The following is a 23,265-nucleotide window of genomic DNA, read 5'->3' as shown; positions in this document are numbered from 1 at the left end:
ACCCCACTGGCGCTGGATCGTTAACGCTGCCTGAACATGCGTTCAAAAAATCCCCGGATGCCGCCGGACTTCTTCGCGGACGGTGTGGATATGAACGCCCTCGCGATTTCCTCGACCGCCCTGGACGCGCTGCCGCCCGGGTAGGCGATTGTGAACGGCACCTGCCGCTTGACCGCCTTCGGCACGTGCGCGTCGTCCGGGATGATGCCGAGCAAGGGCAGATCGAGCGACAGAAACTGCTTGGCGACGAGACTGATCTTGTCGGCCGTCTGCCGGCCTTCGCGGTGGTCTGCCGCGCGGTTGACGACCAGTTTGAAATCGACGTCGTGGTTCATGGACCGGACCATTTTGATGAGCGCATACGCATCCGTGATCGAAGTCGGCTCCGGCGTCGTCACGACGACCGTCTCCTGCGCCGCCGTGATGAACCGGACGGTTTCCTTCGACAGGCCGGCCCCGGTATCAAACAGGATCAGATCGTAGTGGCCGTGCAGCTTGCTGATCTGTTCGCCGAAATAGTCCAGTTCGCGGTCCGAAAGATTGAGCAGGTCATTGAAACCGGAACCGCCGGCAATGAAATGAAGGCCGAGCGGCCCTTCATGGACGATCTCCCGGATGGCTTTCTCGCGTCTGAGCAGATGCACCAGATTGTAGGGGGCCGATGTCCCCATGAGCACATCGATGTTGGCCATGCCTATATCCGCATCGAACACGAGCACGCGCTTTCCGAGCTTCTGCAGCGACAAGGCGAAATTCAGGCTGAAATTCGATTTGCCGACTCCCCCTTTGCCGCTGGTGACCGTGACGACCCGCGTCTGAAGGGGCTCTTGCTCCCCGTTGTGAAATTGGCGAAATTGCATCAGACTGCGCAACGCATCCGCTTGATCAGTCATCTCCTTGCGCCCCCAACAACTGCGCCACATAACGGTCGGAGCGGAAAGGCTCGATGTCGTCCGGCACGTTCTGACCGGTCGTCACGTAGGCCGCTTTCAGATGGTGCTGCATGGCAAGGTTCAATACGGACCCGATCGCGTCCGTCTCATCCCGCTTCGTATAGATGACTTTCGTCACCCCGTAGGCCACGAACCGGGATGCAACCGCCTCCAGATCCCGCGTCTTGCCGGTCAGGCTGAGCACAAGGAACGTGTCGCAGTCTTCATCCCGCTGGATCAGACTGTTGACTTCGGACACGTACAGATCGTTGCGGAAATTCCGGCCGGCCGTATCCATGAAAATGATGTCGCGGTCTTCCAGCTGCTTGAAGGCGCGCGCCAGTTCAAGCGGCGAGAATACGACTTCCATCGGCACATTCAAAATATTGGCGTATGTACGGAGTTGATCAACGGCGGCGATGCGGTACGTATCCGATGTAATGAAGCCGACTTTGCGCTTGGAGCGAAGCACTTGCTCAGCCGCCAGCTTCGCAATTGTGGTGGTTTTACCGACACCCGTCGGTCCGACGACGTGAACGACGCGGGTACCGTCGCGGATGCCTGCCGGCTCGCCCGGATTCACCCACTCCCGAAGCAGCTCGGCCGCGATCTCCCAGATGGCTTCCTCTCCCGTTTCGGGGTTGTAGCCGGGGTGCGCCTTGATCTTGTCAACGAGCAGCTCGATCCATTCCTGTTCGACATCCTGCTCGGCCAGCCTTTGCCGCAATTTTCCGAGCGCGGCCGGCTCCGCATCCAGTTCGCTGCTCCGCGCCAGCTTGGCCATCATCGCCTTCATCTGCCGGATTTCTTCCAATACGGCATCCTGGTCGACGGTGAATCGGGCTGACGAACGGGCCGCGGATTCACGGACGGGTGCGGCTTGCGCATGGTCCCGGGACGGCTGATCGGCCGGCGACACTTCTTCCGGATCGGCCGGGACGGCGGCTGCCGCGGACCGTGCAACCTGCTGCCGCTGCATGCCTGCGGCTTGCGGAAGCGGAGGCGGAGGCGCCGCCTCCGCAACCGCGGCGGCCGCTCCGGGCGGTTTGGCCAACACCGGAAGCGGGTTCTGCGGGACGTTCCGGACGCCCGGCGCATTCGTCTCGACGGCGGCGATCACTTCCATCTTCTTCTTGCGGAACAGGCCGAGAAACCCGCCCACGTAGATTTCCTTCGTGTTCAGAATCACCGCGTCCTTGCCCAGCTCGCTGCGAATGATCGGCAGCGCCTCCGGCACTTCGTCCACGACGTAGCGTTTGACCCTCACAGATTCACCACCCCGACACTTTGAACTTCAACGCTCGGTTCAAGTTCGCTGTATGACAGCACCGGCACATCCTGCATCGTGCGTTCCACGATCTGCCGCAGGTACATGCGAATCGTCGGCGACGCGAGGACAATCGGTTGCTGTCCGGATTGAATCTGGCGGGTGACTTGCTCGTTCAGCTTCTGATAAATCTGCTGCGTCGAGACGGGATCAAGCGCAAGATAGCTGCCATGCTCCGTCTGCTGCACGGATTCGGCAATCTTCTTCTCTAGCTGCGGACCGACCGTAATGACCTTGAGCGTCTCGCCGGGATGCGCGAACTGGTTCGTGATCTGGCGCGACAATGCCTGACGGACGTACTCGGTCAATATATCGGGATCTTTCGTGTATGTACCATGATCGGCCAGCGTCTCGAAGATCGTCACCAGATCGCGGATCGACACCTTTTCTTTCAGCAACTTGACCAGCACTTTCTGCACGTCGCCGATCGACAGTACCGACGGAATCAATTCGTCGACCAGAGCCGGGTATTGCTCTTTCAGGTTGTCGATCAGCGCTTTCGTCTCCTGGCGGCCGATCAGTTCATGCGCATGGCGCTTGATCACTTCGGTCAGGTGGGTGGCCACGACGGAAGGCGGATCGACGACGGTATATCCGGCGAGCTCGGCCCGCTCCTTCACGGAATGGTCGATCCAGAGCGCCGGCAGCCCGAAGGCCGGTTCCTTCGTCTCGATGCCAACGACGGATTCGTCGTCGATGCCGGGGCTCATCGCAAGGTAATGGTTGAGCAGCAGCTCTCCCCGTGCCACCGTGTTGCCCTTGATCTTGATGACGTATTCATTCGGCTTGAGCTGGATGTTGTCGCGGATCCGGATGACCGGAACGATGAGTCCGAGCTCCAGCGCGCATTGCCGGCGAATCATGATGATGCGGTCCAGCAGGTCCCCGCCCTGCTGCGTGTCCGCGAGCGGAATGAGGCCGTAGCCGAATTCGAACTCGATCGGATCGACCTGCAGCAGGCCGATGACGCTCTCGGGACTTCGCACTTCCTCGATCTGCTGCTCCTCGACCATGAGCTCTTCCTCCTGCTTCTGCCGCTCCATGTTCTTGCTCATCCGGTAACCGGCGATGGCAAGCACGGCGGCGAAAGGCAGCGTCGTGATCCAGCCGATCGGCGTGAACAGGCCGAGCAACGTCACGGTACCGGCGACGATATAGAGCAGCCGCGGGAACTTGAACAGCTGGTTCGTCAGATCGAATGCAAGATTGCCTTCCGAAGCCGCCCTTGTCACCACGAGGCCGGCGGAAGTCGAGATGAGGAGCGCCGGAATCTGACTGACGAGACCGTCGCCGATCGTCAGAACGGAATAGGTCTCCAGCGCTTCGCCGAACGACATGCCGTGCACGGCCATCCCGACGACGAATCCGCCGATCAGGTTGATGAACAGAATGACGATGGCGGCGATGGCGTCGCCTTTGACGAATTTGCTCGCGCCGTCCATCGCGCCGTAGAAGTCGGCTTCCTTCTCGATCTTCTCGCGCCGTTCGCGCGCCTGCTGCTCGTTGATGAGTCCGGAGTTCAGGTCGGCGTCAATGCTCATCTGCTTGCCGGGCATCGCGTCGAGGGTGAAGCGCGCCGCCACCTCGGCAACCCGTTCCGAACCCTTCGTGATGACGATGAACTGCACGACGACCAGGATGAGAAAGACGATGAAGCCGATGGCGATTTCATTGCCGGCCACGAATCTTCCGAACGTCTCGATGACGTGTCCGCCCTCGCCCTTCGACAGAATGTTCCGGGTCGCCGAAATGTTGAGCGCAAGCCTGAACAGCGTCGTAATCAGCAGGAGCGAGGGGAAAATGCTGAAATTGAGCGCATCGTTCGTGTTCATGGCGATCAGCAGAATCATGAGCGCCAGCGAAATGTTGACGACGAGCAGGAAGTCGAGAAGCCCGAGCGGGACGGGAATGACCATCATGAGCACGATGCCGATGATGCCGATCAGAATGACCAGATCTTTTGATTTCATGCGGCTTCCCACCTCCCCGGTCAGGATGTTTTGACGCGTCCTTTCAATCTATATATGTAAGCCAGAACTTCCGCCACAGCCTGGAACAGGTCGACCGGGATCGTCCGGCCGATCTCCGTCCGCTCGTAGAGCGCTCTGGCGAGCGGCTTGTTCTCCATGATCGTGACATCATGTTCCTTCGCTATCTCACGGATGCGGAGGGCCAGATAATCGACGCCTTTGGCCACGACAATCGGCGCGTCCATCTCCGCCGCGTCATATCGAAGCGCGACCGCATAGTGTGTCGGGTTGGTGATGACCACGTCCGCTTTCGGCACTTCCTGCATCATCCGCTGGATCGCCATGCGGCGCTGCTTCTCGCGGATTCTGCCCTTGATGAGCGGGTCGCCCTCCACTTTCTTGTGCTCGTCCTTGATGTCCTGTTTGGACATGCGGAGGCTTTTCTCGTGCATGTATTTGCGGTACATGAAATCAAGCAATGCCAGCACGACAAGCAATACCGCGATCTGGATGCCGAGCGAAAGCGTCAGCGATGCGGCGAAAGCCAGAATCTGTTCGGGCATTGCATGGTCCAGCAGCACGATCGATTCCAGTTCGCCCCAGATGGTCATGTAGACCATAAGCCCCACAATCAACAGCTTCAGAATGCTCTTGACGAACTCGACCAGCGACCGGCTCGAGAACAAATGCTTCACGCCTTGAATCGGGTCGATTTTCTTGAGCGACGGCTTGATCGGCTCGAAGGTGAACAGCCATCCGAACTGAAAATAGTGGCTGGCCAGGCCGACCACCAGGGCGATGGCGAAGATCGGCAACAGCAGAAGCGCAACTTCGGTCATCCATTTCGACACGAGCCAGCCCAGCGATTCCGCCGTGAGCTCCACCGTCATCCCGCTTTCGAAGGCGTCGCCGAATATGCGGTACAGCCGGTCTTTGTAGTAGCCGCCGAGCGCCATGAAGCTGAGAAAGACGAACAGCAGAATGAATGCCGCCGGTATCTCCTGGCTGGACGCGACCTGGCCTTTGCGCCGGGCTTCCTGCCTTCTGCGCGGCGTTGCCGGCTCGGTCTTCTCCTGGTTGAACAGCTGCAGGTCAAGGGTGAGCCGATACCGATGCATGCATGTCCACCTTTCCCGGATTCAGCCTGTCATGACGGCCATCAACTGCCGGAGATGATCGAACAGGACGGACATCAGATACGAGCAGAAAGATGCAAATCCCGCAAGGCAAGCCATCATGACGAGCAGACCGACCAAAATCTTGAGCGGCAGCCCGATCACGAACACGTTGAACTGCGGCGCCGTCTTGGCGAGAAAGCCGAGCCCCGTATCGGTCAGAAACATCGCGACCATGAGCGGAGCGGCCAGCTGAAACCCGAGGATGAACGTCGTCGCGACCGTCCGGGCGAGCAGCTCCGTTACGCTTCCCGACCCGATCGCCGCGTATAGTTCTCCCGCGAGCGGCAGCCATTCGTAGCTGTCCATCAGCGCGGCCAACATGTAATGGTGCCCGTTCATGGCCAGGAACACGGCGAGCAGCAGATAGTACTTGAAATTGCCCGTGAGCGGAGCCGAAGCCCCGGTCATCGGATCGATGATGTTCGCCATCCCGAAGCCCATCTGCAGATCGACGAAAGCGCCGGATATCTGGGCAACCGCGAAAAACAGGTAAAATATGTATCCGAGCAACAGGCCGGCCAGCACTTCATGGATGACATACAGCAGGTAGCCCGCATCCGTCGGTACCGCATATTGAAACCCGCTTGCCAGAAAGACGATCAGCGAGACGAAAAATCCGAGTCCGATCTTGAACGGCGCCGGCACCTGCCTGATGGAGAACAGAGGCGAAACGACGAAAAACGAAGTAATTCGACAAAACATCAGCAAAAAAACAGAAAAACCTTGAAGAAAGCCGTCCATGATCCGCTAGCCCTAACCGATATATTTATACAGGCTGTTCAGCAGATTGTAGGTAAAATCGACGACCGTGTTCAGTATCCATGGGCCGAATACGAGGAGCGCCAGCAGCACCGCCGCAATTTTCGGAATGAAGGCCATCGTCTGCTCCTGGATATGCGTCGTTGCCTGAAATATGCTGACGATCAGGCCGACGGACAGGGCGATGACAAGCAGCGGCGCGGACGCCTTGAGCACCGTATAGATGGCCTGACCCGCCAGGCCGATGATAAAGTCCTCGCTCACCGCTATCGTCCTCTCCTTCTATCGGCTTATGGATTGAAACTGAGCAGCGCCGATTTGACTACCAGGTACCAACCGTCCACCAGGACGAAGAGCAAAATTTTGAACGGCAGCGAAATCATCATGGGCGGCAGCATCATCATCCCCATCGCCATGAGCGTGCTTGCGACAATCATGTCGATGATCAGGAACGGAATGAAGATCATGAAGCCCATCTGGAACGCCGTTTTCAGTTCGCTTATCGCGAACGCCGGCACAAGCACGGTGAGCGGGATATCCTCGACGGATGCCGGCCGTTCCATTTGCGAATAGCGCATGAACAGCAGCAGATCTTTCTCCCGCGTATGCTTGGCCATGAATTCTTTCATCGGTACGGCTGCCGTTTCGAGCGCTTCGGTCTGCGTCATCTCGCCTCGCAGGTAAGGCTGCAGCGCGGTGCTGTTCACTTCGGACAGCGTGGGCGCCATGATGAACAAGGTCAGGAACAGCGCAAGACCGATAATGACCTGGTTCGGCGGGCTCGTCTGCGTACCGAGCGACATGCGGACAAATCCCAGCACGACGACGATTCGGGTGAAACTCGTCATGAGCACCAGAATCGCCGGCGCAATGCTCAGCACCGTGATGAGCAGCAGAAGCGACAGCGCGGAAGTATTCGGCTCCTCCGATTCTCCGCCGATCGATATATCAATGTTCGGCAGAACGGCTGCGGATGCCTGATCGCCGAACAAGAAGATCGATGCCATCAACAGGAACGCGGCCAGCCACAATTTGCTTCTCATTCGTCCATCAACCGATCTTTCGACTGCGAGTCGTTCGCAAGCGACTCGAATTGTTGTTTTCTGCCGGCTTGCCGCTCCAGATTGTTGCGCAGCATGGCCTCGAATTCTGAGACATTCCAGCTGTTGTCCGATCCCGAAGTCCGACGGCCGCCGCGCATCCGGTTCAGCCAATCACCGAGCAACGGGATGCTGATCGGCTGCGATGCCGGGTTTTCCAGGACGGCGATCAATCGACCGGCTTCCTCCGCGTCGTCAATCCGGTCAATGAGCGTCACATTTTCGCCGACACCGAGGAGATACAGCTTTCCGCCGACCTCGACGACCTGAAGTGATTTGTTCTGCCCCAGCGCGATTCCGCCCAGTGAGCGAAGCGACCGGTTTTGTCCCCATGTGCGGGTCCGGGAAGACAGGAATCGCAGCGTGAACACAATGAGCACGATGACGATGACTAGTGCGACGATAACCCACACTGCGCTGCCGATGGCGTCCATGCCGTCAGGGATGTCCGGCGGAGCGTTCTCCTCGCCCGGCAGCCCGTCTTCCAGGCTTGCCCCGAACGCGGCCGCAGGATGCAGAATCGCCGCAGCTGCCGGCGACAACGCGGCGAAATACGGGCGGATACGCATTGCATCACCCGAGCGTCTTCTTGATCGCTTCGATGACACGGTCCGCCTGGAACGGCTTGACGATAAAGTCTTTTGCCCCCGCTTGAATGGCGTCGATGACCATCGCTTGCTGGCCCATGGCCGAACACATGATCACCTTGGCGCCGGCGTCAATTTTCTTGATCTCCTTGAGCGCCGCAATGCCGTCCATTTCCGGCATCGTAATGTCCATTGTGACCAGATCCGGCTTCAGTTCCTTGTAACGCTCAACCGCCTGCGCACCGTCCTGCGCCTCGCCGACGACTTCGTAGCCGTTCTTCGTCAGAATGTCGCGGATCATCATTCTCATGAATGCTGCGTCGTCAACAATCAGAATGCGGTTTGCCATCGTACATTTCCTCCCGGGGTGATTGTTATTGTAATTTTTGGATCCGATCCCATTGGCTGACGATTTCGGTTACGCGTACGCCAAAGTTTTCGTCAATGACGACAACCTCGCCTTTCGCGATCAACTTGTTGTTGACGAGAATATCCACCGGTTCGCCTGCCAGCTTGTCCAGCTCGATGACCGATCCTTGGGACAGTTCGAGAATTTCCTTAATTTGCTTCGACGTCCTTCCCAATTCTACCGTCACTTTGAGAGGAATGTCGAGAAGCAAATTCAAGTTCGTACCATCAGCCTGCACATACGGCGCACCCCCGATGTTCGGGAATTGAACCGGCTGAACGTTTACGCCGCGTGTCGGAACGGAACCGTAGGTCTGGGGTCCGGGCGGCGGCGCAATCGGCGGCTGCATGTACGGCTGCTGCTGTTGCGGCGGCTGCATATACGGTTGCTGCGGAGGCTGCTCCTGCGCATAGCCTTGATGGGATGCCGCCTGCGGCTCCGCATGGGACGGTTCCTGGGAAGCCGACGGGGCCGGTGCTGCGGCGGGTTGCGACGTCTGCGCTGCCGGGTCTCCGCCGATCAAGTTCCGGACGAGCTCCTTGACGAACGGAACCGGAAGCAGCTGCATGATGGTCGAGTCGATCAGATCGCCGATTGTCAGACGGAACGAAATCTTGACGAACACGTCGACCGGAGGCAGGCTGCTAACGCCGTCGCCTTTCATCACGTCCAGAATATTGACGGACGGCGGCGATATGTTGACCAGACGGTTAAAGATGGTCGACATGGACGTGGCGGACGAACCCATCATCTGGTTCATCGCTTCCTGCACGGCGCTGACGTGAATCTCGTTCAGCTCTTCCTCGTCCTTGACTTCCCCGTTGCCGCCGAGCATCAGGTCGGCGATAATCCGCGCGTCCTTCGTCTTGATGACCAGCGAATTGATGCCCTGGAATCCTTCGACGTATTGCACGTGAACGGCCACGTGGGGCTTCGGAAATTCGGTTTCCAGATCTTCGCGGCGGATGATCGACACCTTCGGCGTCGTGATGTCCACCTTCTTGCCGAGCAGCGTGGAAAGCGCCGTCGCCGCGCTGCCGAACGTTATGTTGCCGATTTCCCCGATCGCATCCTCTTCTACCGGATCAAGCGTTTCTTCCTGCGCGTCCTTCGAGGCCGGCTCCGCTTCACTTGCCTGCCGCAGCAAAGCGTCGATCTCTTCCTGCGACAAGTAATCTTTACTCGTCATTTTCCTCCGCTCCTTCCACGATCTCGTCGATTTGCACGGCCATGCGGTCCCGGATCGTACCGGGCGAGCCGATAAACTTCAGCTTCTCGCCGACCCTGATGTGCAGCCCGTCATTGGTACGCGTGTTCAGCGTAATGACATCGCCAGGCTGCAGGCTCAAGAATTCACGGATCGTGATCGTCGAACTGCCGAGTTCGGCAATGATCGGCAATTTGGCCTTGCTGACCCGGCTGTTCAGAATGTCGATCTCTTCAGGCGCGCGGGTTTTCTTCTGCGCGACGAACCAGTGATGCACCGAGAGCCTGTGCATGATCGGTTCGATGACCACGTGCGGTATGCAAAGGTTGATCATCCCCGTCGTATCGCCGATCTTCGTGCTGAGCGAGATGAGCGCGATCGTCTCGTTCGGCGACACGATCTGCATGAACTGCGGATTGGTCTCCAATCCTTCGAGCCGCGGGTTGATGTCCAGCACCGTCTTCCACGCTTCCGCCAGGCTGTCCAGCGCCCGGTTGAAGATGCGCTCCATGATGCTGTTCTCGATATCCGTCAGCGCATTGATCTTGGTCGGAGCGTTGCCTTGCCCGCCCAGCATGCGGTCAAGCATGGCGTATGCGACGTTCGGGTGTACTTCGAGCACCATCCGGCCTTCCAGCGGATCGGCTTCGAATATGTTCAGGATCGTCATCTTCGGGATGGACCGAATGAATTCGTCGTACGGCAGCTGTTCGACCTGCACCACGTTGATCTGGACGAACGTTCTCAGCTGTGCGGAGAAATAGGTGGTCAAGTAACGCGCAAAGTTCTCGTGAATGCGCGTCAAGCTGCGCAGATGGTCTTTCGAAAAGCGGACGGCGCGCTTGAAGTCGTAGTTGCGAATCCGCTTTTGCGTTTCTTCTTTCTTCAATTCTTCCGCGTCCATCTCGCCGGATGACAGCGCCGCCAGCAGCGCGTCTATCTCATTCTGCGAAAGTACATCCACCACAATGCTCACCCCCTGGAAGGAACCGGTGCGGCCGTCCGCCGCGATCAGATTCGCGTAATGATGAAGTTGGTGATCTCGACCTTGGTCAGTCTGCCCTGCGTCAGTTCGGGGTTGATCAGATTGAACAGCCTGGCGTTCAATTCATCCTTGCCCTTGGAACCGCGCAGTTCTTCCTCCGTCATGTCGGACAACGTGCGGATGACGATCGGCTTGATGGAAATATCCTTGATCTTCTCGAATTCTTCCTTGGCTTTCTTGCTGTCAAGCCGGAAGGCGAGACTCATGACGACGACATAATTGGTATCCAGCAGATTGGTGCGGATGTCCTGGATTTCTGCGGTCATGGCAACCCGTTCATCGGCCGTCAGCTTCTCCGGTTCCACCTGTTCGACGATTCTGTCGATTTCGCCGGAATCGCTGCCCGAATCGTTGAACAGCCGGTCATAGATGAAGAAGGCCGCAACGACGATCAGCGTAATGGCGAGCAGAATGGTGATCAACCAAGGCAACAGTCTCTTCATGTCTCAGGCCCCTCCAATTGTTCGCTGCGAATGACGGACGCCACCAGGCCGATTCCGCGCAAGTATTCCTGCGTTCTCGCGATGAGTTCGGCCGCGGGTTCCGAAGCCATCACTTTCTTTCCGGTCAAAAGCGTGATAATGGTATCCGGAACTTCTTCGATCGTTTCGATCAGAAGCGCATTGATGACAACCTTCGTCCCGTTCAGGCGCGTCACCTCGATCATGAGTTTCCCCCTTCGCCGCCGCCGTACGGGGAGGCGGATGCCCCGCCTCCCGCCCGGCCTATTGAACGAGAGATTAACGTTTCAGATTGACGACTTCCTGCAGCACTTCGTCGGATGTCGTAATGATGCGGGAGTTCGCCTGGAATCCGCGCTGCGCAACGATCATTTCGGTAAATTCCGTCGTCAGATCGACGTTCGACATTTCAAGCTGCCCGGCGATAATGACGCCCGTGCCGGCTTCCGCGTCGCCCGGCGCCGTGAACTCGATCTCGCCTTCCGGGTTGGCGTTCGGCGTCACGCGATACAGATTGCCGCCGATTTTCTCGAGGCCGGCGGGATTCGCCACCCGGACGACCGCAATCTGAATGCCGGTATCTTCCATCGTGCCGTCCGCGGCGACGGAAATGATCGAGCCGTCTTGTCCGATCGTGAAGGCGGTAATCTCCGGATCAAGGACGATCGGCTCGCCGTCAACGCTCAGCACGAACATGCCGTCCGCGTTCACGAGCTGTCCCGCCGCATCGAGCATGAAGTTGCCCGCGCGGGTCAGATACGGCACTTCCTGGTCTTCCGACGCGAAGACGGCGAAGAATCCGTCACCGTCAATGCGCAGGTCCGTCGCGACGTTCGTCGTCATCGCGCTGCCGGGCGTGTGAATCGTGTCGATCGCCGAGATCGCGACGCCGAGTCCGACTTGCTTCGGATTGACGCCCCCGGTCACGCCTTCCTCCGGCGGCGTGACGCCCGCAACCGTCTGGCTCAGAATATCCTTGAACATGACGCGTCCGGCCTTGAAGCCGACGGTATTGACATTGGCGATGTTGTTGCCGATGACGTCAAGCTTCGTCTGAAAACCGCGCATGCCGGATACGCCGGAATACATGGATCTCAACATGGGATTCGTTCAACCTCCCGTTTCATCATGGTCAGGTCAGCCGCTTCCATCGATCCGCGGCTGAAGGGCCTCCTGTCAGGTCCAGCCCGTTAGGTGATGACTACCGCACTGTCGATCTGGGTAAAGACGTTTCCTTCCGCAGATCCGCCGTCGATCGCGGTAACGACCGTCTTAGACGGCACGTTGACGATCATCGCAATGTCCCGGTACAGAATGAGGGAATCCTTCGCGCCTTTCGCCTCGGCCGCTTCGACCGCCGTGACGATCTTGCTCAGCTGTTCGGGTTTCAGGCTGATGCCTCTCTGCTGCATGCGCATTTCCGCATGCCGGCTGAATTTCAGCTCGCCCGCCTTGAGCAGCGTCTGGAACAGGACGCCTTCATCCGTTTCGGTATGTTGCGTGCGGGGCTGCACCGGTTTGCCGATGCCGATCGGCTGCTTCGCCGGATACAACTGCCCGATCCGGATGCCGTCAGCCATCGGTGCCGCCTCCTCCCGGCAGCGACATCGACGTGATGGCACTCAGGCTGATCTCCTGGTCGCCGACTTTGGCCAGTGGTTCGCCTTCGCGGACGACAATGGAGTCGACGATGCCTTGCCGCGTCACCGGCTGGCCGGTCTGCGGATCCATCTCGGTCCATTCCACGCTCTTGCCGATCAGGCTGGAAGCGATGCCGAGATTGTGTCTGAGCGCCGACATCTCGCCCACCAGGTTCATCAGCTGCTCAACCGATGTGAACTGCGCCATCTGGGCGATATATTCGGTATTCGACAACGGTTCGAGCGGGTTCTGGTTCCGCAGCTGGGTGACGAGCAGATGCAGAAAATCGTCCTTGCCCAGCACGTTTCTGTCCTTGTCGGCTGCGGCCGCTCTTACGTTAGTGGGATGATAGGACGGCCAGACAACGCCTGCCATTCGTTCTCACCTCCGCCTGGAGCTTTCGGGAGTATCCGTCAAGCCTTCACATTGATGGCGCGTCCGTAACCGAGTTCACGGATTGCGGCCTGTTCGAGCAGCTCCGCCTCAAAGACGGGAAGCGCATCATCCGGACGATTTCCTCTGCCGCCTTCCTGCCGTTCCTGTCCGCCGCGCTGACGCTGCTCCTGGAACAGCTGGCTCTGCGCCGCCGCGCTGCCGTAGGTCACTTCCAGTCTGTCAACCTGGATGCCCTGGCTCTGGAGGGCGCCGCGAAGCACAACGAACTGGTTCTCGATCAGGTCTTTCGCAACCGCGCTCTCCGTCATGAACTGCGCCGTCAGCTGTCCGTTCTGCAGGGTGATGCGGACGGCCACCTCGCCGAGATGCTCCGGCACGAGCAGGATGCGGGCTTCCGACACCCCGTTCGAAGCGCTCAGGTTCATCTGTCTGACCGCCATGCCCGAGATGACTTCATGGAACCGTTCCACCGGAACAGTGTGCACGGGCTGGCGAACAGCCGCCTCCGTCCGGGCGGTCTCAGCCGCTGCACTTGCGGACTGCGGCCCGACGGCCTGCGTGATCGGCGTCAGATCGGCCGTTTCGGCTGCGGCAGCCTGAACCGCGTCCTTAGCGGCAATGGTCTGCAGCTGTGCGTTCGCTGCCGGACCGTTGACGTTTGCTCCCGTCAGCGCCGCGGTCTGAACCGTTCCGGTCTGCACGCCGCTCTGCCGCTGCGCCTCCGTCACGACCGCTGCAACCGATGCCTGCATCGGCCGGGCAAGCCGCGCCAGCAAAGCCTCCGCCGAAGAGCGGGTTTCCGTTCCCGTCGTCTTGATGTCTACGGTCTGCCGGGCTTCGGCTGCCGCGTCCCGGTTCGCTTCATCCGCCGCGGTGAGCGCTTGTTGCAGCCGATCGATCAGCGCTTCAAACCTCGCGCTCTCCTGCCTGGTGAGCGGTCGGAACGCCCCTTCCGCGAGGAAGGCCCGCACGAAGGCAATCGTCTCATGCAGCCCTCCGCGGAATGCAACGCCGTCCGCGGTGTCCGCTTCCGCCGCCATGTCCGCCGGCTGTACCGGCGCTTCTTCCGCCTGGCCGGCATTCGGCAGCGGCAGCGGGATGCCGAACATCGCCATCATGACCGCCTGCAGCTCTTCCAAAGCGGCGTCAATTTCCGCTTTCTGCTCTTCCGTCAGCGGTTCCGCGCCGTTCTCCGTCAACTGAAGAAGCGCGTCCAGCTGGTCGAACAGCGATTTGCCCGTCGCCCCGCCCAGCAGGTCCGCCCATTCTCCGCTTGACAGTTGGCAAGCGATCCGTTGGGCGGCTTGCGTCTGGCTATCCTGACGGACGGCGCCGCCGGCGTCCGAAACCTGCGCCACGAGCATGCGGCCGAACGCGCCGCCGTTCTGTCCGGACTGCGGATTGGCTTCCGCCGTCTGACCCGTTGCTGCCAGTTGCTGCGCCGATGCTCCCGCAACCGAAGCGGCAATTATCATAGCCGTATTCATCGACATCTGTTTTCACCTCCTTTCAAGGTCTTCACCGCGGCCGGCTGCCGGTCAACCGAAGATCAGCGGTCGACCAGCTTGTTGACCAGCTGCGCGGTATATTTCGCATTCTTCTTTTGCATGGCTTCCAGAATGTCCGCCCGCGAAGCCGCCGGGAGCGAACCCAGCAGATCGAGCACTTTGCCCGGATTCAGATCGGCCATTTGCAGCAGGATTTCCGCCGCGCTGTCCGGACTCATCGAACTGAACGTCGCGCTGATCTGGCTCTCATCCAGGCTGGTCGAGCTTTCGGCCCGCACCGTTTCATATTCCTCCAGCCTTGCCTGCAGCGCGGCGATCTGCCGGTCTTTCGCCGTAACCGTATCCTTGAGGCGCACCGTCGCTTCCGCGGCCACCTTCGGCGTCATTTTCTCCATCACGGTGACGCGGATCTCCGGACGCATCGCATCCATGATCAGCACCATTTCTTCCATCGTCATGCTCTCGAGAATCGGCGCTGCCTTGCTCGGCGAGATTTGTCCGAACATCGCGGCCAGCTCGCCGATGCGCGCCTGATATTCTTCGTCGGACAACTGTCTCTCCGCGCTCGCCTGCGTCAATTCCTCAATCCGGGCCTCAAGCTGCACCACCGTCTGTTCCAATTCGGCACGAATGCCGGCGAGCTCGGCCAGTTCGGCTTCCTTCTCCGCGAGCTGCGATTCCAGCTCCGCAATTTTCGCTCCCTGATTCCTTTCACGGATCGCGTTCTCATTCAGCGTCTCTTTGCCGGCGGGCGCATCGGGCACGATCCGCTCAAGCACCGGCACCCGGTTCGCCGTTTCGAGCATCCGGTTGCGCAAATCGGGATTGAACAACGTGAGCAGCACCCCGACGAGCACCAGCGTGAACAGGATCGGCGTCAGGAAGAACATGAATCGTTCCAGTCCGCTGTATGTTTTCTCCGCCTCCACTTCAGCCAAGCGCGTCCCCTCCTTACCTGCCGACGGCGGCCGTCAGTTCGTTGTGAAGACGAACCGTACGGCTGCGATCTCATCCAGTTCGTTCTGTTCCGATCGTTGCTGCATGCGCATGAAGTGTTGGAACGCCTTCTCCTTCGCTTTGAGCCATACTTTTTCATCGACCATCCGGTCGGCCAGAACCGCCCGGCACCGTTCTTTCTCGGCAGCGGCGCGCTGCACATTCTCCTGCTGTTTCCGGATGGCGGCATTCAGATATTCAACATAGGATTGCATCATCTGCAGTTCGGCCAGACTGGCGCCGGACTCGGCTTCGGTCTGCAGCCGCCCGAGCCATGCGGCGAGTTCCTCCTGCAGCTGCCCGAGCGTTCTTTCTTCCTGTTCCAGCTTGCCGACGGCGGCGGCCAGCATCCATTCCGCCTGCGTCTTCTCGCTTGATTTCAGGTCGACGATCTTCTGATACGGGTACCGGTATCTCGCCATCGCACCGCTCAACCTCCCAGGAACTCGCTGAGCAACCGCTGCTGCGACTCCTCGAAACTGACTTTCTCATCCGTCCGCTGCATGGCGTAACTGCGGATGCGATCGTAATATTCGATCGCGCGATCAATTTCTGCATTGGATCCCCGCTGATACGCCCCTATATTGATGAGGTCCTCCGAATCTCTATAAATGGAAAGCAGGCGTTTGAACTGATTGGCCGCTTCCAGCTGCTCCGCAGGCACGATGTCGTTCATGACGCGGCTGACGGAAGCCAGAATGTCGATTGCCGGATAATGCCCCTTGTTCGCCAGGCTGCGGCTGAGCACGATGTGGCCGTCGAGGATGCCGCGTACGGCATCGGCAATCGGTTCATTCATGTCGTCCCCGTCCACGAGCACCGTGTAGAACGCCGTGATCGAACCGGTCTTGCCGGTTCCCGAGCGCTCGAGCAGCTTCGGCAGCATGGCGAAAACCGACGGCGTGTACCCGCGCGTGGCCGGCGGCTCCCCGATGGCGAGGCCGACTTCGCGCTGGGCCATCGCGAACCGCGTGACCGAATCCATCATGAGCATGACGTCCAGGCCGCGGTCGCGGAAATATTCCGCAATCGTCGTGGCAATCAGCGCGCCTTTGATCCGGATGAGTGCCGGCTGGTCGCTTGTCGCGACGACGACGACAGAACGCGCAAGCCCTTCCGGGCCGAGATCTCTCTCGATGAATTCGAGTACTTCGCGGCCCCGCTCCCCGATGAGCGCGATGACGTTCACATCGGCGGACGTGTTGCGGGCGACCATGCCGAGCAGCGTGCTCTTCCCGACGCCGGAGCCGGCGAAAATGCCGACCCGCTGTCCGCGTCCCACGGTGAGCAACCCGTCAATCGCGCGCACGCCGATGCCGAGCGGTTCGGTCACCCGCGGGCGGAACAACGGATTGGAAGGGACATTGTGCGTCGAGTAATGCGTCATGCGCGCCGGTATGCGCGAACCGTCGAGCGGCTGTCCGAGCCCGTCAAGCACTTTACCGAGCAGCTCGCTGCCGACCGGCACGGTCAGCGGTTTGCAGGTGCTGACGACATCGCAGCCCGGACCGACGGCATGCAGTTCGCCGAGCGGCATCAACAAAACCTTGTTGTTGCGGAAGCCCACGACCTCCGCCTTGATCGGCTTGCCCGATTTGGCGGGATAGATGAGGCAGACATCGCCGATGCTCGCATCCGGTCCCTCCGATTCGACGGTCAGGCCGATGACCTGCGTCACCTTGCCGTTCATCCGCACCGGATCGACGGAACGGAGCACTTCGAGATAGGGCTCACTGTCAAGCCGATACGCCTTCATCCGCGTGCCCCCGCTCTCCGGCCTCCGCCGCAGCCTGCAGCAGCGCCCGTTTGATCTCTTCCAGCTGGGTGTCGATGCGCGCGTCAATGCTGCCGAAAGAAGTGCGGATGACGCATCCGCGGTCCGTCACGGTCGGATCCGGCACAATCTGCAGCTCGGCCTGCGAATCGACGGCCATCTCCAGCTCGTCGCGCGCCGCCATGACGAACGACAGTTGATCCGGAGCCACGCACAGCGTAACAAGGCCCTGTTCCCGCCGCCGCGCCAGCGACTTGCGGATCAGTTCAATCGTCCATTCGGGCGAGCGTTCCAGTTCGCGGTCGATGATCTTGCCCGCGATGGCGACGCTGAGTTCGACCAGGAACGGTTCCGCTTCCTGGATGATTTGCTCTTTGATACGATAAGCTTCTTCGAGCAGCGCCTTCGCTTCGGCGATTCTGCCCGTCCATTCCTGCCGGACGGCTTCCTCGGCTTCGGCGCGGCCTTCCGCGTACCCTTGCTCGTAGCCGTCCCGGCGGGCGGTCTCCGTAATCTCGAGATCTTGCGCGCGCCGTTCCTGCCACCACTGCTCGATCTGTTCTTCGGCGCTGCGCCTCGCCTGCTCGGCCTGTTCCGCCGCCTGGCGGATGCGCTCTTCGGCCTCGGCTTCGGCGTCGCGCAGAATCTGTTCCCTTAAAGCCGCCGTCTGGGGGTCCGGCCCGTTCGGATCGGCGCCTTCCTGCGGCTTCGCGGGAGGCTGGTACTTCCGGATCAATTCCAGCCGCCTCAGGTCATCGAGCGAGACGACGTGGGACGATTTGATCAGGTTAGACAATGATGTCGTCACCTCCGCCGCGCGCAATGATGATCTCGCCGGCTTCTTCCAGCCTGCGGATCGTCGCTACGATGCGCGTCTGCGCTTCTTCGACGTCACGCAGCCGGACGGGTCCCATATATTCCATTTCTTCCTTGAAGGTTTCGGCCATCCGCTTCGACATGTTGCGGAAGATGACCTCGCGGACTTCTTCGCTGGCCACCTTGAGCGCAAGCTGCAGGTCCGAGTTCTCGATGTCGCGGATGATGCGCTGGATCGAACGGTTGTCGAGGTTGACGATGTCCTCGAACACGAACATCCGTTTCTTGATCTCTTCCGCAAGCTCCGGGTCCTGGATCTCGAGCGAGTCGAGAATGGTCCGTTCCGTGCCGCGGTCTACGCCGTTCAGGATCTGCACGATCGATTCGATGCCGCCCGCCATCGTATAGTCCTGGGTAACGGTCGACGACAGCTTCTGCTCGAGAATCCGTTCGATCTGCGTGATCACTTCCGGCGATGTGCTGTCCATCAAGGCGATGCGCCTCGCCACATCGGCCTGTTTGTCCTGCGGCAGTGCCGACAGGATTGCCGCGGCCTGCTCCGGCTGCAGGTACGACAGCACCAGCGCGATGGTCTGTGAGTTCTCGTTCTGAATGAAGTTGAAAATTTGCGCCGGATCGGCTTTCCGCGCGAAATCGAAGGGCCGGACCTGAAGCGTCGCGGTCAGCCGGTTGATGACTTCCATTGCCTTGTGTTCGCCGAGCGCTTTCTCCAGGATCGTCTTCGCATACTGGATGCCGCCCTGCGATATGTATTCCTGGGCCATGCAGATCTGGTGAAACTCGGTCAGGATCGCCTGTTTCTCGGCGCTGTCGACCTTGCGGACATTCGCGATTTCCAGCGTCAGCTGCTCAATCTCTTCGTCACGCAAATGCTTGAAGATGTGTGCCGACACCTCCGGACCGAGCGTGATCAGCAGAATGGCCGCTTTCTGTCTGCCCGTCAATGCTTGCGGTGTCGCTGCCCTTGCCATCGTTCCACCTCTATTCATCCACTAGCCACGTGCGGAGCAGATTGACGAAATCGTCCGGTTTGCGTTTCGCGAAATGTTCCAGTTGTCTGCGCATTTGCGTCTCGGTCGTCACCTGATCGAGATCGATCGTCGGCAGTTCCACCTTCGGCTGCTCGGCTTCAAGCGCAGCCGCTTCCTCTTCCGCCGCAATCCGGTCAAGTCTCCGCTTGCGCAGGTAGAGGAACAGCGCGACGAGCAGGATGGCAGCGAGCGCGCCCGCGATGGCGAGAATCGTCGGAAGCGGCACTCCGGACGAACCGCCGGCGGTGTCCTGGACGAACGGCTGCGAGATGAGGGAAACCTTGCTCACGACCACATCGTCGTTCGACAGGTCGAGTCCCGATTGCGCCAATTGCGTGCGGACCAGCCGGGTCAGATAATCCATGACGAAGGCGCGGTTCTCTTCGGTAAACACGCCTTCCTGGATGCCGATGCCGATCGACAGATCCTTGACGACGAACGGAGCCGACACGATCTGGTTCTGGATCCGGCTGACTTCATAGTTCGAAATGCGGGAAGTCTCTTCCGAGCTGCTCGTGCTGGACCCGTCAATGGCATCATAGCCGGGAATGTCGGTTTCGCCGGTACCGGCTACGCCTCCTGGTCCCGTCGTGCCCGTGGTCGTTCTGTTGTGAATCTCTTCGCTGATCACGACGCCGGTCGTGCTGCCTTCCTGCGGCTGAACGAGATTCTCCACCGATGTCTTCTGGTCAAAGTTGAGCGTGCTGTTCACGCTGATCGCGAGATTCTCGATACCCACCATCTGGCCAAGGAACTGCTGGATCTCCCGCTTCAGGTCGGACTCATACTTGCGCTGGATTCTGAATTGCGCTTCCGCCGCCGTCGAGGCGAAATTGACGCCGCCTCCCGCTTTCTCGGAAGCGATCAGTTCCCCCTGCGGGCTGGAGATCGTAATGTTCTCGACGCTCAAGTTGGGGACCGCCGTCTTCACCAGGTTGTAATAAGCATCAATCTGTTCCTGCGTGGGGCGGAATCCCCGTTTGAACTCGATCGTGATCGACGCCGAAGCCTCGTCCCTCTCGTCGTTCAGGAACACGGACTCTTCCGGAAGATTGATGAGCACGTTGGAGCGCTGAACGCCTTCCATCGAATTCAGCAGCCGCTGCACTTCCCCGTTCAGAGCGTCGCGGTAGCGAACGTTGAACTCGTTGTCGGTCATCCCGAATTGCGACCCGGAATTCCTGAACGATTCAAAGCCGATCGAGCCGTTGCGGACAATGCCCATGGAGCCGATTTCCACTTTCACCCGCGAAGCGACGGAGGCGGGCACCGAGATGCTCGTGCCGTCGTTGCCGAGCTTGTACGGAATTCCTTCGGCGTTCAGATGTTCCATGATGGCCGCGGCGTCCGTTGCATCCAGATTCTGAAATGCCAGCTCGTATTCGGTCCTGGAGAACAGGTAGATCAGAACGATTGTCAGCAGGATGAGGCCGCCCGCTGTCGCGGCAAGATAGATCCGCTGTTTCTTGCCGAATTGCTGCCAATATTGCGCGACGCGTTCGCGATATTGGGCAAGTCTCTCGTTCACGTTTTCACCTCACCCGGTTTCTGTGCTATGACTTTTGGTGCGATCAGACCTGCATTCTCATGATCTCTTGATACGCTTCGATGACTTTGTTGCGTATCTGAGCGGTGAGCTGAAGACTGAGCTTGGCCTGCTCGGAGACAATCATCATTTCCGACACATCCGCTTCGCCGACAATGAACCGTTCGGTCGTCTGCCGGACGGCGTCTTCCTGCTGCGCCACACTGTCAATCGCCTGTTTCAGATAGTCGCTGAATTGTTCCACCGATTCGGCGGGCGACTGTCTGTTCACCCCGCCGGCGGTATTCAGCAGCGATCCGGCGCCGGTCAATCCCTGAATCATACGCGATTAGCCCTCCCTTTCAGATCAGGTCTGTCTGCCGATTTCCAGCGCTTTGGTGAACATGGCTTTCGATGCGTTGAGCGCCGTCACGTTGGCTTCATACGAACGGGTCGCGGAGATCATGTCCACCATTTCCTTCAGAATGTCGACGTTCGGCATCCGGACATACCCGTTCTCATCCGCATCGGGATGGGACGGGTTGTACGCCAGTTTGGCCGGCGTGGAATCTTCCACGATGCGCGCCACCTTGACGCCGGACATCCGGCGCTCGCCGCCGGACAATTTCGCGTTCAGCATGTTCGAGAACGAATTCCGGATCGGTTCAAGGACGACCATCTTGCGCGCGTAGGGCTCCCAACGGCCGTTCACGAACCGTCCGCGGCTTGTCTCCGCGTTCGCGATGTTCGACGAGATGATGTCCATCCTGAGCCGCTGTGCGGTCAGCGCGGAAGCGCTGGCTTCAAATCCGTCATTCAGTCTCAAGGCGGTTATCTCCCTTCAATTCCGATCCGAAGCATCGAGATCTCATGATTGAGCTGTTGGACCAGGGCGTTGTAGCGCAGCTGGTTCTTGGCGAGCAGCGCCATTTCGCGATCAATGTCGACATTGTTCGCGCTGTTGTGCATCGACGTGCTGTCATCCGTCACCAGCCGCGGTTTGACAACGCTTCCTGAGCCGCCGAACGGAATATGCTTCTCATGCGTCCGCCTGGCGACCAGCTTGGGCGCCTGACGGCCCAACCGGCTGGCCAGCAGCTCTTCAAACAGTACTCCAGACCGTTTGAATCCGGGGGTGTCGACGTTGGCGATGTTGTCGGCGATAACCTGCTGCCGCAGTTCCGCTGCCGATATGGCCCCCTTGAGCCTGGCCATATCGGCCCCGCCCAGCACATTCATCAATAATCCCCGCCTTTCTGCATGGTTTTTTCCGGCTAATCTTTGGTACCTAATTCAACAAATAATGGGTAATTCCTGCTTCATATCGACAAATCCCTATAAAAATCAACAGTAGTCTTGTCGATATAGAAAAGATTGCGACAGCCGGTATCCAAAACTTGCCGACATTTCTAATGATGATTTTTTTTTAATCTTGTCACAATACGAAAAAAGCACTATCTTCGCATCCGAAGAAAGTGCTTTTTATAGCCGATGCGGTTATCTTACAAATGTCTTACGACCTCATTTTGTCGAGTTCTTGCAGCAATTGAGGATTAAGAATCTTAATATATGTGCCTTTCATCCCAAGTGAACGTGTCTCAATGACGCCCGCGCTTTCCAGCTTGCGCAGCGCATTGACGATGACCGAACGCGTAATGCCCACCCGATCTGCGACTTTGGAAGCAACCAGCAGTCCTTCCTGCCCATCCAGTTCTTCGAAAATATGTTCGACTGCTTCCAGCTCGCTGAAGGACAGGGAATTGACCGCCACCAGGACGGCCGCTCTGCTTCTCGCCTCCATTTCAATTTCCTCTGCCCGTTCGCGCAGAATCTCCATGCCGACAATTGTCGAACCGTATTCCGCCAGAATGAGATCGTCCTCTCCGAAAGAACCGGAGTCTCTGGTCAGGACGAGGGTTCCGAGCCGGTCGCCTCCGCCGATGATCGGAACGACCGTCATGACCCGGTGTTCGGACATCTCGGGAAACGTGACGGCAATGCCGGGATCTGGCTCGGTATTTGTCACCGTCTCCTGCATGTTCATGAACCGTTCGTTCGTCTCCGGCGGAAAATAGATCTCGCCGGATGATGATACAGCGCGTATATGATCATTTTCCCAAGGGCGCGCGGCCGCGCAGCCGAGCAATTTCCCCCTTCGGCTGACGACGAATACATGGGCTTGAATGGTCGAGCCCAGCACCTCGGCCATCTCCCGAAAATTAAGCGGTTTGCCGGCTGCGCGCTGCAACAGCCGGTTCAACGCCCTGGTCTTAGCTAGTTTCCCCTGAAAAAGTCGGCTGTTTTAAGCAAAATAAAAGGAATTCATCTCCTCCATGTGGAAATAGGAAGTTGCCGAGACAACCTATCCCAAGAGGCGAATTCCTTTGTCTTAATAGTTCAACATCGCCCCTTGGGAATCCTTCCTTGAGGTGAAGAAAATTGTTGAAACTTCGCGACGAACAATTAACCCTGTGGGATACGATTCTTCCAGAAGAAATACGGAAACTGCCTGCCGAATTGGCGATCATCGATGAACTGTTGGACGACGAAAGCTTCCTGCAGCCGTTTATGGAAAAGCATCC

The 23,265-nt window shown here is 59.0% G+C and carries 27 protein-coding genes and 1 pseudogene; 1 reads left to right on the top strand and 27 read right to left on the bottom strand.

The genetic code is table 11. The annotated features are described in order from the left end of the window. Nucleotides 1-20: 20 nt before the first annotated feature. The 27 genes from C6W55_RS04345 to codY form a co-directional block, all read right to left on the bottom strand. On the bottom strand, nucleotides 21-893 hold the full coding sequence (locus C6W55_RS04345) for a MinD/ParA family protein (protein ID WP_286891673.1): 873 nt from the start codon (nucleotides 891-893) through the stop codon (nucleotides 21-23). Next, entirely contained in the window at nucleotides 886-2,199 is a 1,314-nt protein-coding gene (flhF, locus tag C6W55_RS04340) for a flagellar biosynthesis GTPase FlhF (protein ID WP_286891671.1), read from the bottom strand. Before flhF ends, C6W55_RS04345 begins: the two co-directional genes overlap by 8 nt. Next, nucleotides 2,196-4,229 carry a flagellar biosynthesis protein FlhA gene (gene flhA / locus C6W55_RS04335; protein ID WP_286891670.1) on the bottom strand — a complete coding sequence of 678 codons (2,034 nt, stop codon included), beginning with the start codon at nucleotides 4,227-4,229 and terminating at the stop codon, nucleotides 2,196-2,198. Before flhA ends, flhF begins: the two co-directional genes overlap by 4 nt. Before the next feature lie 20 nt (nucleotides 4,230-4,249). Beyond that, nucleotides 4,250-5,347 (bottom strand): flagellar biosynthesis protein FlhB, encoded by a 1,098-nt coding sequence (flhB, locus tag C6W55_RS04330; protein ID WP_286891669.1) that lies wholly within the window; start codon nucleotides 5,345-5,347, stop codon nucleotides 4,250-4,252. 21 nt (nucleotides 5,348-5,368) lie between these two features. Continuing rightward, complete coding sequence (gene fliR, locus C6W55_RS04325; RefSeq protein WP_286891667.1) at nucleotides 5,369-6,148, bottom strand: flagellar biosynthetic protein FliR; 780 nt, start codon at nucleotides 6,146-6,148, stop codon at nucleotides 5,369-5,371. 12 nt (nucleotides 6,149-6,160) lie between these two features. Continuing rightward, a complete protein-coding gene (gene fliQ / locus C6W55_RS04320; RefSeq protein WP_286891665.1) occupies nucleotides 6,161-6,430 on the bottom strand; it encodes a flagellar biosynthesis protein FliQ in 270 nt (89 codons plus the stop codon). Between the two features lie 26 nt (nucleotides 6,431-6,456). Continuing rightward, a complete protein-coding gene (fliP, locus tag C6W55_RS04315) occupies nucleotides 6,457-7,209 on the bottom strand; it encodes a flagellar type III secretion system pore protein FliP (RefSeq protein ID WP_286891664.1) in 753 nt (250 codons plus the stop codon). Beyond that, nucleotides 7,206-7,835: a flagellar biosynthetic protein FliO gene (locus C6W55_RS04310; protein ID WP_286891662.1), complete on the bottom strand. Its 630-nt coding sequence runs from the start codon at nucleotides 7,833-7,835 to the stop codon at nucleotides 7,206-7,208. Before C6W55_RS04310 ends, fliP begins: the two co-directional genes overlap by 4 nt. A gap of 4 nt (nucleotides 7,836-7,839) precedes the next feature. Then, on the bottom strand, nucleotides 7,840-8,202 hold the full coding sequence (locus C6W55_RS04305) for a response regulator (RefSeq protein WP_015254958.1): 363 nt from the start codon (nucleotides 8,200-8,202) through the stop codon (nucleotides 7,840-7,842). 25 nt (nucleotides 8,203-8,227) lie between these two features. Then, a complete protein-coding gene (gene fliY, locus C6W55_RS04300) occupies nucleotides 8,228-9,451 on the bottom strand; it encodes a flagellar motor switch phosphatase FliY (protein WP_286891660.1) in 1,224 nt (407 codons plus the stop codon). Beyond that, complete coding sequence (fliM, locus tag C6W55_RS04295; protein ID WP_286891659.1) at nucleotides 9,441-10,436, bottom strand: flagellar motor switch protein FliM; 996 nt, start codon at nucleotides 10,434-10,436, stop codon at nucleotides 9,441-9,443. Before fliM ends, fliY begins: the two co-directional genes overlap by 11 nt. 44 nt (nucleotides 10,437-10,480) lie before the next feature. Continuing rightward, nucleotides 10,481-10,957 (bottom strand): flagellar basal body-associated FliL family protein, encoded by a 477-nt coding sequence (locus C6W55_RS04290; protein ID WP_286891657.1) that lies wholly within the window; start codon nucleotides 10,955-10,957, stop codon nucleotides 10,481-10,483. Beyond that, complete coding sequence (locus C6W55_RS04285; protein WP_213483241.1) at nucleotides 10,954-11,181, bottom strand: flagellar FlbD family protein; 228 nt, start codon at nucleotides 11,179-11,181, stop codon at nucleotides 10,954-10,956. Before C6W55_RS04285 ends, C6W55_RS04290 begins: the two co-directional genes overlap by 4 nt. A 73-nt stretch (nucleotides 11,182-11,254) precedes the next feature. Further along, nucleotides 11,255-12,076: a flagellar basal body rod protein FlgG gene (gene flgG, locus C6W55_RS04280; protein WP_286891654.1), complete on the bottom strand. Its 822-nt coding sequence runs from the start codon at nucleotides 12,074-12,076 to the stop codon at nucleotides 11,255-11,257. Between the two features lie 89 nt (nucleotides 12,077-12,165). Next, nucleotides 12,166-12,555: a TIGR02530 family flagellar biosynthesis protein gene (locus C6W55_RS04275; protein WP_286891653.1), complete on the bottom strand. Its 390-nt coding sequence runs from the start codon at nucleotides 12,553-12,555 to the stop codon at nucleotides 12,166-12,168. Continuing rightward, complete coding sequence (locus C6W55_RS04270; RefSeq protein WP_286891652.1) at nucleotides 12,548-12,991, bottom strand: flagellar hook capping FlgD N-terminal domain-containing protein; 444 nt, start codon at nucleotides 12,989-12,991, stop codon at nucleotides 12,548-12,550. Before C6W55_RS04270 ends, C6W55_RS04275 begins: the two co-directional genes overlap by 8 nt. Nucleotides 12,992-13,029: 38 nt before the next feature. After that, nucleotides 13,030-14,505: a flagellar hook-length control protein FliK gene (locus C6W55_RS04265; RefSeq protein ID WP_286891650.1), complete on the bottom strand. Its 1,476-nt coding sequence runs from the start codon at nucleotides 14,503-14,505 to the stop codon at nucleotides 13,030-13,032. A gap of 56 nt (nucleotides 14,506-14,561) precedes the next feature. Beyond that, nucleotides 14,562-15,449, bottom strand: coding sequence for a MotE family protein (locus C6W55_RS04260; RefSeq protein ID WP_232427800.1), 888 nt, complete (start codon nucleotides 15,447-15,449; stop codon nucleotides 14,562-14,564). Nucleotides 15,450-15,491: 42 nt separating this feature from the next. Then, nucleotides 15,492-15,938 carry a flagellar export protein FliJ gene (fliJ, locus tag C6W55_RS04255; RefSeq protein WP_015254968.1) on the bottom strand — a complete coding sequence of 149 codons (447 nt, stop codon included), beginning with the start codon at nucleotides 15,936-15,938 and terminating at the stop codon, nucleotides 15,492-15,494. An 8-nt stretch (nucleotides 15,939-15,946) separates the two neighbouring features. After that, complete coding sequence (gene fliI / locus C6W55_RS04250) at nucleotides 15,947-17,272, bottom strand: flagellar protein export ATPase FliI (protein ID WP_015254969.1); 1,326 nt, start codon at nucleotides 17,270-17,272, stop codon at nucleotides 15,947-15,949. Next, nucleotides 17,253-18,086, bottom strand: a complete 834-nt coding sequence (gene fliH, locus C6W55_RS04245) for a flagellar assembly protein FliH (RefSeq protein WP_015254970.1) — start codon at nucleotides 18,084-18,086, stop codon at nucleotides 17,253-17,255. Before fliH ends, fliI begins: the two co-directional genes overlap by 20 nt. After that, on the bottom strand, nucleotides 18,079-19,098 hold the full coding sequence (gene fliG, locus C6W55_RS04240; protein WP_015254971.1) for a flagellar motor switch protein FliG: 1,020 nt from the start codon (nucleotides 19,096-19,098) through the stop codon (nucleotides 18,079-18,081). Before fliG ends, fliH begins: the two co-directional genes overlap by 8 nt. Before the next feature lie 10 nt (nucleotides 19,099-19,108). Next, a complete protein-coding gene (fliF, locus tag C6W55_RS04235) occupies nucleotides 19,109-20,686 on the bottom strand; it encodes a flagellar basal-body MS-ring/collar protein FliF (protein WP_286891647.1) in 1,578 nt (525 codons plus the stop codon). Between the two features lie 43 nt (nucleotides 20,687-20,729). Beyond that, complete coding sequence (fliE, locus tag C6W55_RS04230) at nucleotides 20,730-21,026, bottom strand: flagellar hook-basal body complex protein FliE (RefSeq protein ID WP_015254973.1); 297 nt, start codon at nucleotides 21,024-21,026, stop codon at nucleotides 20,730-20,732. A 24-nt stretch (nucleotides 21,027-21,050) separates the two neighbouring features. Continuing rightward, nucleotides 21,051-21,509: a flagellar basal body rod protein FlgC gene (gene flgC, locus C6W55_RS04225; RefSeq protein ID WP_015254974.1), complete on the bottom strand. Its 459-nt coding sequence runs from the start codon at nucleotides 21,507-21,509 to the stop codon at nucleotides 21,051-21,053. A gap of 5 nt (nucleotides 21,510-21,514) precedes the next feature. Continuing rightward, nucleotides 21,515-21,922 (bottom strand): flagellar basal body rod protein FlgB, encoded by a 408-nt coding sequence (flgB, locus tag C6W55_RS04220; protein ID WP_015254975.1) that lies wholly within the window; start codon nucleotides 21,920-21,922, stop codon nucleotides 21,515-21,517. A 274-nt stretch (nucleotides 21,923-22,196) separates the two neighbouring features. Continuing rightward, nucleotides 22,197-22,943, bottom strand: coding sequence for a GTP-sensing pleiotropic transcriptional regulator CodY (codY, locus tag C6W55_RS04215; RefSeq protein WP_483316349.1), 747 nt, complete (start codon nucleotides 22,941-22,943; stop codon nucleotides 22,197-22,199). Nucleotides 22,944-23,122: 179 nt separating this feature from the next. Between codY and C6W55_RS04210 the strand changes: the two are divergent. Next, nucleotides 23,123-23,265: pseudogene (locus C6W55_RS04210) on the top strand (ISNCY family transposase); the annotation flags it as partial.

It is taken from the genome of Thermobacillus sp. (assembly GCF_003390775.1).
Classification (GTDB): domain Bacteria; phylum Bacillota; class Bacilli; order Paenibacillales; family Paenibacillaceae; genus Thermobacillus; species Thermobacillus xylanilyticus.
The sequence above is the reverse complement of the archived record's forward strand: the minus strand, read 5'-3'. Positions and strand labels throughout refer to the sequence as shown.

Excerpts from the sequence above, each read along its gene's own strand:
- fliG (WP_015254971.1), bottom strand. The coding sequence starts at position 19,098 with ATGGCAAGGGCAGCGACACCGCAAGCATTGACGGGCAGACAGAAAGCG.
- fliI (WP_015254969.1), bottom strand. The coding sequence starts at position 17,272 with ATGAAGGCGTATCGGCTTGACAGTGAGCCCTATCTCGAAGTGCTCCGT.
- C6W55_RS04345 (WP_286891673.1), bottom strand. The coding sequence starts at position 893 with ATGACTGATCAAGCGGATGCGTTGCGCAGTCTGATGCAATTTCGCCAA.
- C6W55_RS04270 (WP_286891652.1), bottom strand. The coding sequence starts at position 12,991 with ATGGCAGGCGTTGTCTGGCCGTCCTATCATCCCACTAACGTAAGAGCG.
- fliR (WP_286891667.1), bottom strand. The coding sequence starts at position 6,148 with ATGGACGGCTTTCTTCAAGGTTTTTCTGTTTTTTTGCTGATGTTTTGT.
- fliY (WP_286891660.1), bottom strand. The coding sequence starts at position 9,451 with ATGACGAGTAAAGATTACTTGTCGCAGGAAGAGATCGACGCTTTGCTG.
- C6W55_RS04265 (WP_286891650.1), bottom strand. The coding sequence starts at position 14,505 with ATGTCGATGAATACGGCTATGATAATTGCCGCTTCGGTTGCGGGAGCA.
- C6W55_RS04275 (WP_286891653.1), bottom strand. The coding sequence starts at position 12,555 with ATGGCTGACGGCATCCGGATCGGGCAGTTGTATCCGGCGAAGCAGCCG.
- fliP (WP_286891664.1), bottom strand. The coding sequence starts at position 7,209 with ATGAGAAGCAAATTGTGGCTGGCCGCGTTCCTGTTGATGGCATCGATC.
- fliE (WP_015254973.1), bottom strand. The coding sequence starts at position 21,026 with ATGATTCAGGGATTGACCGGCGCCGGATCGCTGCTGAATACCGCCGGC.
- C6W55_RS04310 (WP_286891662.1), bottom strand. The coding sequence starts at position 7,835 with ATGCGTATCCGCCCGTATTTCGCCGCGTTGTCGCCGGCAGCTGCGGCG.
- flgB (WP_015254975.1), bottom strand. The coding sequence starts at position 21,922 with ATGAATGTGCTGGGCGGGGCCGATATGGCCAGGCTCAAGGGGGCCATA.
- C6W55_RS04290 (WP_286891657.1), bottom strand. The coding sequence starts at position 10,957 with ATGAAGAGACTGTTGCCTTGGTTGATCACCATTCTGCTCGCCATTACG.
- C6W55_RS04305 (WP_015254958.1), bottom strand. The coding sequence starts at position 8,202 with ATGGCAAACCGCATTCTGATTGTTGACGACGCAGCATTCATGAGAATG.
- fliJ (WP_015254968.1), bottom strand. The coding sequence starts at position 15,938 with ATGGCGAGATACCGGTACCCGTATCAGAAGATCGTCGACCTGAAATCA.
- flgG (WP_286891654.1), bottom strand. The coding sequence starts at position 12,076 with ATGTTGAGATCCATGTATTCCGGCGTATCCGGCATGCGCGGTTTTCAG.
- flhA (WP_286891670.1), bottom strand. The coding sequence starts at position 4,229 with ATGAAATCAAAAGATCTGGTCATTCTGATCGGCATCATCGGCATCGTG.
- flhB (WP_286891669.1), bottom strand. The coding sequence starts at position 5,347 with ATGCATCGGTATCGGCTCACCCTTGACCTGCAGCTGTTCAACCAGGAG.
- C6W55_RS04285 (WP_213483241.1), bottom strand. The coding sequence starts at position 11,181 with ATGATCGAGGTGACGCGCCTGAACGGGACGAAGGTTGTCATCAATGCG.